Source organism: Oerskovia paurometabola, from assembly GCF_016907365.1.
Lineage (GTDB): Bacteria > Actinomycetota > Actinomycetes > Actinomycetales > Cellulomonadaceae > Oerskovia > Oerskovia paurometabola.
In genome coordinates, this window is sequence record NZ_JAFBBV010000001.1 from 3858705 (window position 1) to 3871956 (window position 13252).

Consider the following 13252-nt stretch of genomic DNA (forward strand, 5'->3'; position numbering starts at 1 on the left):
CTCGACGGGCCGCTATGCCTCGACGAGGATCGTCACCGGGCCGTCGTTGACGAGCTCGACCTGCATGTCCGCACCGAACACGCCGGTCGCGACCTCGACCCCCCTCGCACGCAGCGCGGCGACCACCTCGGCGACGAGCGGCTCCGCCACGTCCCCCTTCGCCGCACCGTTCCACGACGGGCGCCGCCCCTTCTTGGTGTCCGCGTAGAGCGTGAACTGGCTGACGACCAGGACGGGCGCGCCCTCGTCGAGCACCGACCGCTCGTCGCGCAGGATCCGCAGCTCGGCGATCTTGCGCGCGACGAGCTCGACCTGCGCGGGACCGTCGTCGTGCGTCACGCCCACGAGCGCGACCAGGCCCGGCCGGTCGACGCGCCCCACGACCTCGCCGCCCACGCTCACGCTCGCGCGCGTCACGCGCTGCAAGACCGCCCTCATGCGGCGAAGCCCGGTCCGAACGCGGCCCGCACCTCGCCCACGGGCTCTCCCCCACCCAGGACCGGGGTGCGGGAGACACGGTCGAGCGCGGCGCCGTCGGCCCCCGGCAGGTCGCGCGCCCCCAAGGCCGCCAGCGCGGAGACCAGCACCGCGGGACGCGGGCGCGGCGAGCCGTCGAGGACCTTGAACGCGAGCGCGCGGCCGTCCGGCAGGCCCGCGCCGTACACGCCGTCCGCGCCGTCCTTGGCGACGAGGCCCGGGACCGCCTGCATGACCTCGGTCGCGTCGCGACCGGTCCCGCCGACCATCTCGGGGAACGAGGACATCGCGCCTGCCACCAGGGCCTCGGGCGACCCGGGCGCCGCCGCCGGCGCACCGGCCAGCCGGCCGAAGCCCCGCGCCATGCCGACCAGCGTCGTCGAGAAGAGCGGCGCACCGCAGCCGTCGACCGTCACGTGGAGGTCCGCCGCGTCGTCGCCCGTGAGCTCGAGCAGGGTCTCGCGGATCGCGACCTGGAGCGGGTGCGCGGGATCCAGGTACGTCGCGGTGTCCCAGCCGGCCACGACGCACGTCGCGAGCATCGCGGCATGCTTGCCCGAGCAGTTCTGCGTGATCGACGCCGGGCCGTTGCCGAGCTCCTGCCACGCGAACGCCGCCGGCGGGTAGACCGGCATGTCCGGGGTGTTGCGCAGCGCCGACTCGTCGAGCCCGACCCCCGCGAGGATCTCGCGCGCGCCCGCGAGGTGGAAGTCCTCGGCGTTGTGGCTCGCGGCACCGAGCGCCAGCAGACGAGGCGGCAGGGTCAGGCCGTTGCGGAGCATCGCGACCGCCTGGAACGGCTTGACCGACGAACGAGGCCAGATCACGGTCGACGCGTCGCCCACCACCAGATCGGCCTCACCCGAGGCGTTGAGCGTCACCAGGTGCCCCAGGTGCACGGACTCGACCAGGTCGCCCCGGACGACCTCCGCGAGCGGAGCGGCGGAGCGCAGCACGGGGTTCACCACCCGCCCGGACGGCCACCACGGTTGCCGCCCGACCCGCGACCGAACCCGTACGACTTGAGCCGAGGACGCACGTCGACCAGGTAGATGAAGGCCGGGACGAGGGCCAGGAGGTTCAAGAAGCTGGAGCTCGTCAGCATCAACGGCGGCAGGCCGAGGAACCCGATCGCCGCGGCGACCCCCAGGATCGCCGACCAGATCGGCTTGGTGAGCTTCCCCTCGGCGGTGAACCCGTTCGCGGGACGCCGCAGCGCATCGATGAGAGCGAAGGCCTGCGCGGCGAACACCACGACCGCGAGGATGACGAGAACGAGCCACTGGGCTCCACCGAAGCTGATCACGTGTCGAGCCTACGGCAGGACGCGCAGCGCCTCCGCGCGCGCCGCGCTCGCGACCCGCTCGTCCCACACCGCGAAGATCGCGTCCTCGTGCCGCAGCACCAGCGCGGAGGCGAGGTGCACGGCGTCCGCGCCCCGCAAGGAGTGACCGTCGGACCCTGCGAGGTCGCTCGCCCTGTCCAGGACCTCGGGCGAGACCTCCACCAGGTGCAGCGCGGGCCACAGCCGCTCCCACGCGGCGAGCGCCTGCGCACGCTCGGCGGCGTCGAGGACGCCCGTACGCTCGCCCGCGGCGAGCGCCGCACGGACCTCGGTGTCCGACAGGCGGCTCGTCGTGACCACGTCCGCCCGGTTCCACAGGGCGCTCGCGAGCTCCGAGCCAGGCTCGGCGACGCACAGCTTCACGAGGGCGCTCGCGTCGAAGTAGACCAGGGCCATGGGGCGCGCCGGCTCAGCGTCGGATGCGGCGCACGAGGCCCGACATCGCCGACTGCTTGGCAGCCGGGCGTGCGGGCGGCGAGTGCACGGGCCGCTCCTCGGTGGCCGGCGTGAGCAGGCCGTCCCGGGTCAGCGACGTGATCAGGTCCGCGCTGCCGATCGCGCTCAGGCGGGCGACCGGGATGCCGCGCTCGGTGATCACCACGTCCTCCCCGTCACGCGCCCGCTCGATCCACGACTTCAGCTCGGCCCGCAGGGCGCTGACGGAAACCTCCATCCCCTGAAGGTACCGGCCAACGCCCGGATTGCGTAGACCTCCACGCGCGGCAATCCTGCGGGTTCGCCGGACATGCGCCCCGTCCTGCGGGCGACGTGCTCGCCACGGGCCGCGCGGCCGGTTCAGAGCTCGTGCAGAGCCGCCCGTGCGTCCTGCGGGGACATCCCTGCGGCCTCGAGCGTGTCCACGATCGGGGAGCGCAGCAGCATCACGAGCGACTGGACCTGCCAGTCCCCCGCGCCCACGGTCCGTGGGTCGGCCGCGGCCGCGGTGTCGGCCAGGATCTCGCGCGCGGTCGACGGGTCGCGTCCCGCCCCGATCGCCTCGGCCAGCACCCGGGTGCCGGCCGCGAACCGGTCGACGATCGCCGCGACGGGCAGGAGGTCGTGGTCGGGCCCCGCGACCGGTCGGGCACGCCGGGCCAGGACACGGACGCTGCGCATGGCGCGGTCCACCAGGACCGCCTTGCGCTCGATGTCGCCCAGCTCGGTGCGGTGCTTGCGCCCCACGGGGCTCACCCGGGACAGCTCCTGGGCGCTCGTCGCGGTCGCCTGCCACTCCTCGAGGGCGGGCTCGGACGCCCGCCCCCGCACGAGCGCGGCGTCCAGGTCGTCGACGTCCCCCGAGCGGAAGCCGCGGGCGAGCAGCTCGAGCGTCTCGGCGAGCTCGGTCGTCGCCTCGTCGCCCAGGATCCGTGGCCGACGGCGCGGGTCGCCCGGTGTGAGGGTCGCGACGAGCAGCGCGAGCGCGCCACCGACCAGGGCGTCGACCAGGCGACCGCCCGGGCCGCCCGTCTGGGTCGCGGGCAGACCCACGATGACGATGGCCTGGACCCCGGCCTGGGTCGCCAGGAGCGCGCCGCGGTCGATGAAGCGCGCCACGAGGGCGGACGTCGCGAGCACGACGGCGACCTGCCACCAGCCCGACCCGATGAAGTGGACGATCAGGTCACCGAGGCCCACGCCCACCGCGACCCCGATCGCGAGCTCGCCGACCTTGCGCACCTGCCGGTCCTGGCTGAACCCGAGGCAGATCCACACGGAGACCGGTGCGAAGAACGGGTACGGGTGGCCGAGCACGTAGTGCGCGATCCCGTACGCGACGCCCGCCGCGAGCGAGGCCTGGACGACGGGCCAGAACGCGACCCGGACCCGGGAGCTGCCCTGTCGCAGGCGTGCCCTGAGCAGCAACCGACGGAACGCCTTGCGGGCCGACTCGACCGCCCCGGGTTCCGGCGTCGCGGCTCCTCCGGCCGACTCCCGCGCCTGCGTCATGTGCTCCTGCTCACCGCGTCCCACCGTGCCGGGGTCCCGGCACGGTCCTCGGATACCGCTCTAGATCATGCTCTGGGGTGCGCCCGCGCCCTTGGGGGTGACGCCTCGTGCGACCGGACCGCGCGGTGCGGGCCGGTCGACCGACACGCCCTCACCCGGGACCACGACCTCCTGGGCCGCGGCCACGGCGCCCCCGTCGCAGTCGACGACCAGCTCGACGTCCTCGGGCGCGCTGCGCTTGAGGATCGCGAGCGCCACGGGGCCCAGCTCGTGGTGCCGGGCGACCGACGTCACGACGCCGACCGCACGTCCCGGCGCAGCCACCCCGTCCGGACCGGTCTCCCCGCCCTGCAGGCGCACCTCGGCCCCGGCGACCGGGAGCAGGTGCCCCGAGCCGTCGAGGTGGAGCATCACGAGGCGGCGCGGCGGACGGCCCATGTTGTGCACGCGCGCGATGGTCTCCTGGCCGCGGTAGCAGCCCTTGTGCAGGTGGACGGCGGTCCGGAGCCAGTCGAGCTCGTGCGGGATCGAGCGGTGGTCGACCTCCGTCGCGAGGCGGGGGCGCCAGGCCTCGACGCGCAGCGCCTCGCTCGCCCAGGTCCCTGCGAGCCGCCACCCGGCCGCCTCGCGGGCGGCGACGGCGTCGGACAGCTCGGCGCGCGGGACCAGGACCAGGCGCCACGGGCGGTGGGCGCCCGGGTGCTCGTCGTCCGCGGGGCCGTAGCGGGTGCCGCCGGGCGCGGTGCGCGGCCAGGGGTCGCGCCACGTGACGGGCTCGCCCTCGGCGCCCTCGGCGTCCCGAGGCTCGCCCAGGACCGCGATCTCGTCGCTCATGTCGGTGATCTCGACGCGCAGCGAGAACTTCATGCGGTCGAGCCAGGCAGCGAGCGTCGGAGCGTGCGAGCCCTCGGTCACGAGCCACGTGGACTCGCCGTCGTCGACGACCCCGGCCGCGTGCTCGACGTGGCCCTGCGGGCTCAGGACGAGCAGCTCGGTCGAGGTCCGGGGGACCAGGCCCAGGAGGCTCTGCGAGGTGATCGAGTTGAGCCACGTCAGACGGTCGGGGCCGGTGACCCGCACGACGCCGTGGTGCGAGAGGTCGACGACCGCGCCGCCCGACTCGAGCGCGCGCTGCTCGCCCGTCGGGTCGCCGTAGTGCCAGGCCACGCCCGCGTCGGGTCCGGAGCCCGCGACCGCGCCGGGGCGCGACAGCAGCGGGCTCGTCCGGACCGGGGAATCGGGCTCCGTCCGGGCCGCACGCTCGGTCTGGGTGGCGTCGTCAGGTCCAGCGGTCACGGTGCAACAACCTCCTCGGCGCCGGTGGGCGCACGTCCGTCCGGCCGCGCGGTGGCGTCGGCCGTGCCTCGCACGTCGAAGGGGCTAGAGGCGGTCCAGCTTCGCCGACGCATACGACTGCAACGGCTGACCGAAGGCCGCCAATTCCCAGACCCACAGGAGCTGGCCCTGGACGTTGCCGTAGAGCCGGTTCGACGCCGTGACCTCGGACGAGGTGGCGGTGCGCACCACGGCGTCGCTCGACAGGTCCACCCGACCGTTGCCGACGACCCCCAGGTACAGGGTCATGCGGCCCGACGGGTCCGCGATCATGACCTCGATCGCCGACCTGTCCTCCGGCAGCCCCTCGGGACGCTCGGGCGAGACGCGCCAGTAGCCCGTCTCGGTGGACCAGATGCGTCCCGGCGCGAGGTGCCCCTCGGTGCCCGGCTCGGCCTGGTCGCTCGACGGGCGAGCGGACGGCTCGGCAGCGTCGTCAGCGGTCCAGGCCTCCGGCACGGTTTCCGGGACCTCGGCCTCGAGGACGCGGATGGTCGACTCGTACCGCAGGTACGGGCCGCCGTCGTGGTCGAACACGACGTCCTGGACGAACGGGGTCTCGGGGATCCCGGGGTAGGCGATGACACCTTCACCTCGCCAGGAGCCCACGAGCCACGCGAGCGGGTAGGCCTCGGGGGCGAGCCCCTCAGGGAACGCGAAAGCCATCTGGTGGTACCTCCGGCGGTCCCAGCGGACCGTGACGACGACAAGGGAGAGCGGGACCGTGGTCCCACCGGGCGCGGACGCCCGGGGCGACGCTCAGGTCAGCGCTGACCCTTGTACAGCTTGTAGACGACGAACCCGGCGAACCACGTGATGGTCACGGTCGCGGCGATCAGCAGTCCCAGGAAGATGAGCTCGAGTGCATGCGTGGACATGTCGCCGATCCTACCTTCCGGCCTCTAGGCTCGCGCACGTGACCTCCCAGCCCGCTCCGTCGCCGTCCTCGGCCGCCCCGGCCGCCGTCGCCCGCTCGCTCGTGGTCAAGTCGACCGCGGGTCTCGAACGCCCCGAGGCGACCAACCAGGCCTTCACGGTCGCTGCCGCCGCGGTCGCCGCCGGGGTCGAGGTCAGCGTGTGGCTGACCGGGGAGTCGGCGTGGTTCGGGCTTCCCGGGCGTGCGCGCGAGCTCGAGCTCGAGCACGCGACGGCCCTGCCGGACCTGCTCGACGTGATCCTGTCCGCCGGGACCGTCACGGTCTGCACCCAGTGCGCCGTGCGCCGCGGCATCACCGAGGCCGACCTGCTGCCGGGAGTGCGCATCGCGGGGGCGTCGGTGTTCGTCGAGGAGGCGCTGCGCCCGGGGGCCCAGGCCCTCGTCTACTGACGCGGGCCGGGCGCGCCGGGCCTCGCCCTCAGTCCTCGACGCGGATACCGAGCTCGGCCGCGAACAGCGGCGCCATCGCGACGAGCTGGGACGGGCTGAGCGTGGCCCCCGCGAGCCTCTCGATGCTCGTGATCCGTCGCAGCGTGGCCCCGCGCAGGTCGGTGTGCACCAGACGGGCGCCCGCCAGGACGAGGTGGTCGACCGACGTCTCCTCGAACGCGACGCGCGTGGCCTGGGCGTTCGTCAGGTCGAGCTCGTCCACGGTGCACCGCGTGAGCCGCAGGTCGCGCACCGTCGCAGCGCGGAGGTTGACGTACCCGAGCTTGCAGTCGACCAGCTCGACCGAACGCCACGCGGACTCGTAGAGCTCCGCCGAGCCGATCCGTGAACCGGCCAGCACCACGTCGTGCCACACCGACCGCGGGGCGCTCAGGACGGGCGCGTCGATCCGCTCGAGCCGGGCCTCGCTGAACGTCGCGGCCCGCAGGTCGGCCTGGTGCAACGAGATGCCCACGAGGTCGCACCGCTCGAACGTGACGTCGGACAGGTCCGCGTGGGACAGGTCGCCACCCTCGAACCGTTCGTCGTGGCGGCGGTCCTCCGGACCGACGTCCGCTGCGTCCCCCGCTGTCCGGACCCCTGGGCGCAGGCGCTTGAACCGAGGCGGGAGGGTGGTCGAGGAGTCGGTCTGCGCGGGCACCGCACGACCCTACGCCTTCCCTGCCACGGCACCCGCAGCACCTCGGCCCCGATGCGGGACCTCAGCGGGCCGGGGCGAACCGCCGGACCAGCAGGTACATCTCGCACCCCAGGCACAGCCCGAACGCCGCGTTGAGCACGGCCGCGACCAGGGCCAGGCCCGCCGCGACCGGTACGGCCACGAGCGAGACGGTGAAGCCCAGGAGCGCGCCGACCCCGGTGATGACGAACCCGACCCCCTGCGCGAAGCGAGGCGGACGCGGGTCCTCGCGCTCCGCCGTCGGGCCGAGCCTGGGCCGGACGAGAGTCTTGAAGACCCACCCCTGCCACGTGCCCTGGGCACCGCGGAGCGCCCCCAGCAGGAAGCTCAGCGCGATGAACGTGAGCAACCACAACGCCGCCTGGGACGACCCCAGGAGCAGCGTCACGGCGAGCAGGAGGGCGGTGATCCCGGCACCGACGCGCGGGCCGCGCGGGTCGATGCCCTGGGCCGAGCTCGGAGAAGGGTGCGGTTCGTGCGACATGGCGGCTCCTCGGTCGGCCCGCCCGGTGGGCGAGCGGTGTCAGGCGACGGACGCGGCAGGCACGGCGAGCGCCTCGATCGCCTGGGTCCGGTTCACGCTGCCGCTCATCCGAGCGACCTCTCGGCCGGACGGGTCCAGGACGAGCACCGTCGGAGTGCGCAGTATGCCGAAGGTTCGCACGAGATCGTGGTGCTCGTCGACGTCCATCTCGCGATGTGTCACGTCGGTCCGCGCCGCGACGAGCTCGTCGAGCACGCGCGCCGTGTGCCGGCAGGGCGAGCAGAACTCGCTCGAGAACTGGACGAACGTCCGGTGCTCCCCCAGCACGATGCCGAGGGCGGGCCAGTCGACCGCGGCGTCCTCGGCAGGTGGGCGACCCGCACGGACCACTCCCTGGCGGCGTTGCCACCACACCCCGAGCAGCACGCTCGCGGCGAGCAGCACGACCAGGACCACGATGCGCCAGACCATGTGCCTCGACCTCTCCCTCGTACGGCGGTGCAGCAGCACGGCCGGGGTGTCGCGGGGAGGGCTCAGCCCACCACCACGCGCCCGACCACGAAGACCAGGATCCCCCCGACCGTCACGGGCAGCACTATCGCAGCAACGGCCGCCTGCCTGCGCTCGAGGGCCGGCAGCTGGTCGAACAACGCGCGCAGCCCCGCGACCAGCATCCCCGAGACGACGCCCGTCCACAGCCCGTTGCTGATCGCGACCTCGGGGAGCACGTACCCGAGCCCCCCTCCGGCCGCAGCCGCGGCGACGACCGTCAGGACCGAGCTCCACCACCCTGCGAGCGGGAGCGCGGAGACCGCGGACGCCACGGCGATCGCCGCGGCGCACGTCACCACGAGCTCCGCCCCTGCGTCCGTGCGCTCGGTCGCGATCCAGCCCGCCGCCGACACCGCGACGACCAGTCCGCTCACCGTGCCCAGGAGCGACTCGACGAGCCTCGGACGCCCGTCCCGGCGCAGCATCTCGGCGACGAACGCCAGCACGATGCCCATCGCGAGCACGAGCGGCAGGTTGCGCAGCGCGGGCTCGCCGTCGGTCGCGGCCACGGCCGCGACCGCACCGACCCCGGTGAGGCCGATCACGAGTCCGGAGCCACCCGGGGCCGGCTGGCCCAGCAGCGCCGGCCACCCGACCGCGACCAGGACAGCGAGCGCGGCGGCGGCGACCGTCAGGGGAAGGAGGCCGAAGAACGCGGCCGCGGCGACCACCACGGCCACCACCGACGTGGCGACGGCGCGGGAGGAGAGACCCACTAGGCACACTCCCCCGACGACACGGACGACATGAGGACGGGGACGGCACCGGGTCCGGAGAGGCTGAGCACGAACATGAGTCTCCCAGATGACGCCGCACGCGAACACGAAACAAGGTTGTAACAGCGCAAAGGCCTTGGTCACCCCGTCGACCCCTGTTCCACGCGCTACGGTAATGATTCCGGCCTCCTCGGGGGTCACTGGGAGGAGGTGCGTCGGTGGCAGAGCTGTTGATCCTGACACCGGCGACAGGTGGGTCCGTCGAGATCCTGCCTGCGCTGGGACTGCTGTCGCACCGTCTGCGGGTGCTGCCCATGGAGCCGTCGGCCCTGGTCGACGCGCCCGACTCGGACGTCGTGCTGCTCGACGCGCGCCGCGACCTCGCGGCCGCCCGCACGACCTGCCGCCTGCTCCACGCGACAGGTCTGACGGTCCCGCTCGTGCTCGTCCTGACCGAGGGCGGGCTGACCGTCGTCACCGCCGAGTGGGGGGCGGACGACCTGCTCCTGGAGCATGCGAGCCCTGCCGAGGTCGAGGCCCGGTTGCGCCTCGTGATCGAACGCTCGTCGCACGGTCGCGCCGACGACGCCCCGCAGGAGATCTCGGCGGGCGAGCTCGCGATCGACGCGGGCGGGTACACGGCCCGCCTGCGTGGCCGCCCGCTCGACCTGACGTACAAGGAGTTCGAGCTCCTCAAGTACCTGGTGCAGCACCCGGGCCGTGTCTTCACGCGGGCACAGCTCCTGCAGGAGGTCTGGGGCTACGACTACTACGGGGGCACCCGCACGGTCGACGTCCACGTGCGGCGCCTGCGTGCCAAGCTGGGCCCCGAGCACGAGCAGCTCATCGGGACCGTGCGCAACGTCGGCTACCGGTTCGACCCGCCCAAGGACCGGCGGGCCGCAGCCCCCACGGACGACGGCACGGGCCAGAGCGCGCACGACGCGCCGGGGACCGAGGCGACCGAGCCCACGGCCTCGAGCGAGCAGGTAGGTTCGTCCGGGTGACGACCGACTCGAGCGACTTCTCCGCAGCCCTCGTCGACGGCCCCTGGCGGCACGAGTTCGTGCCCGCCAACGGCGCCCGCTTCCACCTCGCCCTGGCGGGCCCCGAGTCGCGCGGGGGTGGTTCGAGCGCACCGCTCGTGCTCCTGCTGCACTCGTTCCCGCAGTTCTGGTGGGCCTGGCGGTACCAGCTCGAGGCGCTCGCCGAGGCGGGCTACCGCGTCGCCGCGATGGACCTCCGGGGCACCGGCGCGTCCGACAAGCCACCGATCGGCTACGACGCCCCGACCCGCACGCGCGACGTCGCGGGCGTGGTCCGGTCGCTGGGCGCCGACCGCGCCGTCCTCGTCGGGCACGGGACCGGCGGCGCGCTCGCATGGGCCATGGCCGCGCTCCAGCCCGCCGTGACCGCGGGCGTCGCGGCGTTCGCCGCACCCCACCCGTCGCACGTCCACACCTCGGGGCGCAGGCTCCTCACGCCGCTCGCGCAGCGCCACCTCGCGTTCGCCCAGCTCCCGACGTTCCCCGAGCGGGCCCTGACGCAGGACGACCTGGTCGGTCGGGTCCTCGCCGACGGGGCGGCGACGCCGTTCGCCCCCGAGGTCGTGGACACCTACCGCACAGTCATGCGCATCCCGTTCGCGGCGCACTCCGCGATGGAGGCCATCCGCTGGTCCGTGCGCTCGGCGCCCCGGCCCGACGGCCGGCGCTTCCGCAGCGCGCTGCGCCGCCCGATCACCGTCCCGACCCTCCAGGTCCACGGCGGGTCCGACGGATTCCTGCGCCGCGACCTCACCGACGCGGACGCGGCAGCGGTCTCCCGCGCGTTGCGGTTCGAGGTCCTCGACGGGGTGGGGCACTTCCTCCCGGAGGAGGCGCCCGACGACGTCACGCGCCTCCTGCTGGAGTGGTTGCCCACCACGAAGGGCTGAGCGGGCCTCCGGCCTCCCGCGCTCCGCGCGTCAGTCCGTCTTGACCATGCCCGCAGCGACCGCCGGGTCCGTCTCGCCGACCCCGAACGACGGGCACAGGTGCGCGATGGTGCATGCCCCGCACGCAGGCTTGCGCGCGAAGCAGACCCTGCGGCCGTGGAAGATCAGCCGGTGCGAGAGCATGGTCCACTCGCGCTTCTCGATGAGCTCCCCGACCTCCGTCTCGACCTTGACCGGATCCTCCTCGGCGGTCCACCCGAGGCGGCGCACGAGGCGCCCGAAGTGGGTGTCGACCGTCAGGCCGGGGACGCCGAACGCGTTGCCCAGGACGACGTTCGCGGTCTTGCGACCGACCCCGGGCAGCGTCACCAGGTCGTCGAGCTTCCGGGGGACCTGTCCGTCGTAGCGCTCGACGAGGGCCTGCCCGATCCCGATCACCGACTGCGCCTTGGCCCGGAAGAACCCGGTGGGACGCAGGATGTCCTCGAGGTCCTCGCGGTCCGCGGCCGCGTAGGCCGCCGCGTCCGGGTACCGGGCGAAGAGCTCCGGAGTGGTGAGGTTGACGCGCTTGTCCGTGGTCTGCGCCGACAGGACCGTCGCGATCAGCAGCTCGAGCGGCGTGGTGAAGTCCAGCTCGCAGTGCGCGTCCGGATAGGTCAGCGCCAGCTCACGGTTGGTGCGCCGTGCACGCCGCACCAGGGCGAGCCGTGACTCGACGTGCGGGGCTGGTGCAGGACTCGAGGTACCGCCCGAAGTGGTCACGTCCGGCAGCCTACTCGGCCCCGCCCACACGCCTCTCCCCCGCGATCCGTGCGGGCCCCCGCGGGGCGGTGGCGACCCGAGTTGCGCACATGAGGCAGACTTGTGGGAGGAATCACGAGTACCGGTTCGCTCGAACTCCGCCGATGCAGACGGGCTCATGCCGGGAAAGTCCGCTCAACACTCGAAGGACATCGCGTGGACGACGACGTAGTGCTCTCGGCCCCCCTCTTCGCCACCATGGACCGCGAAGAGACCCGGACGCTGTTCGACTCGATGCAGCAGATCGAGCTCACCCGTGGAGACGTGCTCTTCCGCGAGGGTGAGCCCGGTGACCGGCTGTACGTGATCGCACAGGGCAAGATCAAGCTCGGCCGCCGCTCGAACGACGGCCGCGAGAACCTCCTGTCCATCCTCGGACCGGGCGAGATGTTCGGCGAGCTCTCGCTCTTCGACCCGGGGCCCCGCACGGCCACCGCCAGCTCGGTGTCGGACGCCCTGCTCTACGAGCTGCGGCACGAGCAGCTCATCGAGTGGATCGAGAAGCACCCCAGCGTCGCGAAGCACCTGCTCAACGCGTTGGCGCGCCGCCTGCGCCGCACCAACGAGACGCTCGCGGACCTCGTGTTCTCCGACGTCCCCGGCCGTGTCGCCAAGGCGCTCCTCGACCTGTCGACCCGCTTCGGGGAGGAGACGGACGAGGGTGTGCGCGTCGCGCACGACCTCACGCAGGAGGAGCTCGCCCAGCTCGTCGGCGCCTCGCGCGAGACGGTCAACAAGGCCCTCGCCGACTTCGCCACCCGCGGGTGGGTCCGCCGCGAGGGACGCGCCGTCGTCCTGCTCGACGTGGACCGGCTCGAGCGCCGCGCGCGCTGACCGCGGACGCACCAGATCGGCGAGAGGCCGGTCGCACGACCCGAGGGTCGCGCGACCGGCCTCTCGCCGTCTCGGGGAGCGATCCGCTCGCTCAGGCGTCCGACGGCTCGGCGAGCTCGACGACGAGCTCCACCTCGACCGGGGAGTCGAGCGGGAGCACCGAGACGCCCACCGCGCTGCGCGCATGGATGCCCGCCTCGCCGAAGATCTCGCCCAGGACCGTGCTGGCGCCGTTGATCACGGCCGGCTGACCCGTGAACGAGGGGTCGCTCGCCACGAACCCGACGACCTTGACGACCCGGGAGACCTGGTCGAGGTCCCCCACGAGCGCCTTGATCGCCGCGAGCGCGTTGAGCGCGCTCGTGCGGGCGTGGCCCGCCGCCTCGGCCGGGGCGACGAGCCCCTCGCCGTCACCGACCTTGCCGGTCGCCGACAGTGCCCCCGCCACGAACGGGAGCTGGCCCGACGTGTACACGTACCGGCCCGTGCGCACCGCGGGGACGTACGCCGCCACGGGCGCTGCGACGTCGGGCAGGGTGATGCCCAGCTCGGCGAGCCGGGCGTCGACGACGCCTGCCACTACTTCTCGCCGGTCGGGCGCTTGAGGTAGGCCACGAGGCCGTTCCCGTCCGGTCCCGTGACGACCTGGACGAGCTCCCAGCCGTCCGAGCCCCACTGGTCGAGGACTGCCTTGGTGTTGTGGATGATGAGGGGGATGGTCGCGTACTCCCAGGTGGTTGCCATGCGCCCGAGCGTAGT

General features: G+C 73.6%; 19 protein-coding genes. 4 read left to right on the forward strand and 15 right to left on the reverse strand.

Annotated elements, in window-relative coordinates; all coding sequences use genetic code 11:
• Positions 1-12: 12 nt before the first annotated feature.
• The 8 genes from dtd to JOD48_RS17180 form a co-directional block, all read right to left on the reverse strand.
• Positions 13-438, reverse strand: a complete 426-nt coding sequence (gene dtd, locus JOD48_RS17145) for a D-aminoacyl-tRNA deacylase (protein WP_204809890.1) — start codon at positions 436-438, stop codon at positions 13-15.
• Positions 435-1433: an asparaginase gene (locus JOD48_RS17150; RefSeq protein WP_204809891.1), complete on the reverse strand. Its 999-nt coding sequence runs from the start codon at positions 1431-1433 to the stop codon at positions 435-437. The genes dtd and JOD48_RS17150 overlap by 4 nt, the downstream gene beginning before the upstream one ends.
• Positions 1434-1438: 5 nt before the next feature.
• Entirely contained in the window at positions 1439-1783 is a 345-nt protein-coding gene (locus JOD48_RS17155) for a DUF2516 family protein (RefSeq protein WP_307824225.1), read from the reverse strand.
• A 9-nt stretch (positions 1784-1792) separates the two neighbouring features.
• A complete protein-coding gene (locus JOD48_RS17160; RefSeq protein ID WP_191789609.1) occupies positions 1793-2218 on the reverse strand; it encodes a type II toxin-antitoxin system VapC family toxin in 426 nt (141 codons plus the stop codon).
• Positions 2219-2231: 13 nt separating this feature from the next.
• The gene (locus tag JOD48_RS17165) at positions 2232-2495 is read right to left on the reverse strand and encodes a type II toxin-antitoxin system Phd/YefM family antitoxin (protein ID WP_191789610.1); all 264 of its coding nucleotides are present in this window, start codon (positions 2493-2495) and stop codon (positions 2232-2234) included.
• Positions 2496-2617: 122 nt separating this feature from the next.
• Complete coding sequence (locus JOD48_RS17170) at positions 2618-3769, reverse strand: FUSC family protein (RefSeq protein ID WP_191789611.1); 1152 nt, start codon at positions 3767-3769, stop codon at positions 2618-2620.
• A 60-nt stretch (positions 3770-3829) separates the two neighbouring features.
• Positions 3830-4984 (reverse strand): CAF17-like 4Fe-4S cluster assembly/insertion protein YgfZ, encoded by a 1155-nt coding sequence (ygfZ, locus tag JOD48_RS17175; protein ID WP_239528168.1) that lies wholly within the window; start codon positions 4982-4984, stop codon positions 3830-3832.
• A gap of 165 nt (positions 4985-5149) precedes the next feature.
• On the reverse strand, positions 5150-5770 hold the full coding sequence (locus JOD48_RS17180) for a heme-binding beta-barrel domain-containing protein (RefSeq protein WP_191789613.1): 621 nt from the start codon (positions 5768-5770) through the stop codon (positions 5150-5152).
• 250 nt (positions 5771-6020) lie between these two features.
• Here JOD48_RS17180 and JOD48_RS17185 point away from each other — a divergent pair, with 250 nt between their 5' ends.
• Positions 6021-6431, forward strand: a complete 411-nt coding sequence (locus tag JOD48_RS17185; protein WP_191789614.1) for a DsrE family protein — start codon at positions 6021-6023, stop codon at positions 6429-6431.
• A gap of 28 nt (positions 6432-6459) precedes the next feature.
• Here JOD48_RS17185 and JOD48_RS17190 read toward each other — a convergent pair whose 3' ends face one another.
• From JOD48_RS17190 to JOD48_RS17205, 4 genes are all read right to left on the reverse strand, one after another.
• On the reverse strand, positions 6460-7131 hold the full coding sequence (locus JOD48_RS17190) for a pentapeptide repeat-containing protein (protein ID WP_204809893.1): 672 nt from the start codon (positions 7129-7131) through the stop codon (positions 6460-6462).
• A 61-nt stretch (positions 7132-7192) separates the two neighbouring features.
• Positions 7193-7654, reverse strand: a complete 462-nt coding sequence (locus JOD48_RS17195; RefSeq protein WP_191789616.1) for a DUF4395 domain-containing protein — start codon at positions 7652-7654, stop codon at positions 7193-7195.
• 39 nt (positions 7655-7693) lie between these two features.
• Complete coding sequence (locus JOD48_RS17200; RefSeq protein WP_191789617.1) at positions 7694-8125, reverse strand: thioredoxin family protein; 432 nt, start codon at positions 8123-8125, stop codon at positions 7694-7696.
• A gap of 62 nt (positions 8126-8187) precedes the next feature.
• Positions 8188-8922 carry a hypothetical protein gene (locus JOD48_RS17205; protein ID WP_204809894.1) on the reverse strand — a complete coding sequence of 245 codons (735 nt, stop codon included), beginning with the start codon at positions 8920-8922 and terminating at the stop codon, positions 8188-8190.
• A 218-nt stretch (positions 8923-9140) separates the two neighbouring features.
• Between JOD48_RS17205 and JOD48_RS17210 the strand changes: the two genes are divergently transcribed.
• Both JOD48_RS17210 and JOD48_RS17215 read left to right on the forward strand, forming a co-directional pair.
• On the forward strand, positions 9141-9929 hold the full coding sequence (locus JOD48_RS17210; RefSeq protein ID WP_307824228.1) for a winged helix-turn-helix transcriptional regulator: 789 nt from the start codon (positions 9141-9143) through the stop codon (positions 9927-9929).
• Positions 9926-10858 (forward strand): alpha/beta fold hydrolase, encoded by a 933-nt coding sequence (locus tag JOD48_RS17215; protein WP_204809895.1) that lies wholly within the window; start codon positions 9926-9928, stop codon positions 10856-10858. The genes JOD48_RS17210 and JOD48_RS17215 overlap by 4 nt, the downstream gene beginning before the upstream one ends.
• A gap of 30 nt (positions 10859-10888) precedes the next feature.
• On the opposite strand, the gene nth is transcribed toward JOD48_RS17215, so the two are convergent.
• A complete protein-coding gene (nth, locus tag JOD48_RS17220; RefSeq protein WP_307824229.1) occupies positions 10889-11620 on the reverse strand; it encodes an endonuclease III in 732 nt (243 codons plus the stop codon).
• Between the two features lie 195 nt (positions 11621-11815).
• Between nth and JOD48_RS17225 the strand changes: the two genes are divergently transcribed.
• Complete coding sequence (locus tag JOD48_RS17225) at positions 11816-12493, forward strand: Crp/Fnr family transcriptional regulator (protein WP_030143997.1); 678 nt, start codon at positions 11816-11818, stop codon at positions 12491-12493.
• A gap of 91 nt (positions 12494-12584) precedes the next feature.
• On the opposite strand, the gene JOD48_RS17230 is transcribed toward JOD48_RS17225, so the two are convergent.
• Positions 12585-13073, reverse strand: a complete 489-nt coding sequence (locus JOD48_RS17230) for a RidA family protein (protein ID WP_191789619.1) — start codon at positions 13071-13073, stop codon at positions 12585-12587.
• Positions 13073-13237 carry a Sp36 family protein gene (gene sp36, locus JOD48_RS17235; protein WP_021481786.1) on the reverse strand — a complete coding sequence of 55 codons (165 nt, stop codon included), beginning with the start codon at positions 13235-13237 and terminating at the stop codon, positions 13073-13075. The genes JOD48_RS17230 and sp36 overlap by 1 nt, the downstream gene beginning before the upstream one ends.
• Positions 13238-13252: the final 15 nt, after the last annotated feature.

Coding starts and splice junctions, on each gene's coding strand:
- sp36 (WP_021481786.1), bottom strand. CDS start 13,237: ATGGCAACCACCTGGGAGTACGCGACCATCCCCCTCATCATCCACAAC.
- dtd (WP_204809890.1), bottom strand. CDS start 438: ATGAGGGCGGTCTTGCAGCGCGTGACGCGCGCGAGCGTGAGCGTGGGC.
- JOD48_RS17160 (WP_191789609.1), bottom strand. CDS start 2,218: ATGGCCCTGGTCTACTTCGACGCGAGCGCCCTCGTGAAGCTGTGCGTC.
- JOD48_RS17195 (WP_191789616.1), bottom strand. CDS start 7,654: ATGTCGCACGAACCGCACCCTTCTCCGAGCTCGGCCCAGGGCATCGAC.
- JOD48_RS17180 (WP_191789613.1), bottom strand. CDS start 5,770: ATGGCTTTCGCGTTCCCTGAGGGGCTCGCCCCCGAGGCCTACCCGCTC.
- JOD48_RS17170 (WP_191789611.1), bottom strand. CDS start 3,769: ATGACGCAGGCGCGGGAGTCGGCCGGAGGAGCCGCGACGCCGGAACCC.
- JOD48_RS17165 (WP_191789610.1), bottom strand. CDS start 2,495: ATGGAGGTTTCCGTCAGCGCCCTGCGGGCCGAGCTGAAGTCGTGGATC.
- JOD48_RS17200 (WP_191789617.1), bottom strand. CDS start 8,125: ATGGTCTGGCGCATCGTGGTCCTGGTCGTGCTGCTCGCCGCGAGCGTG.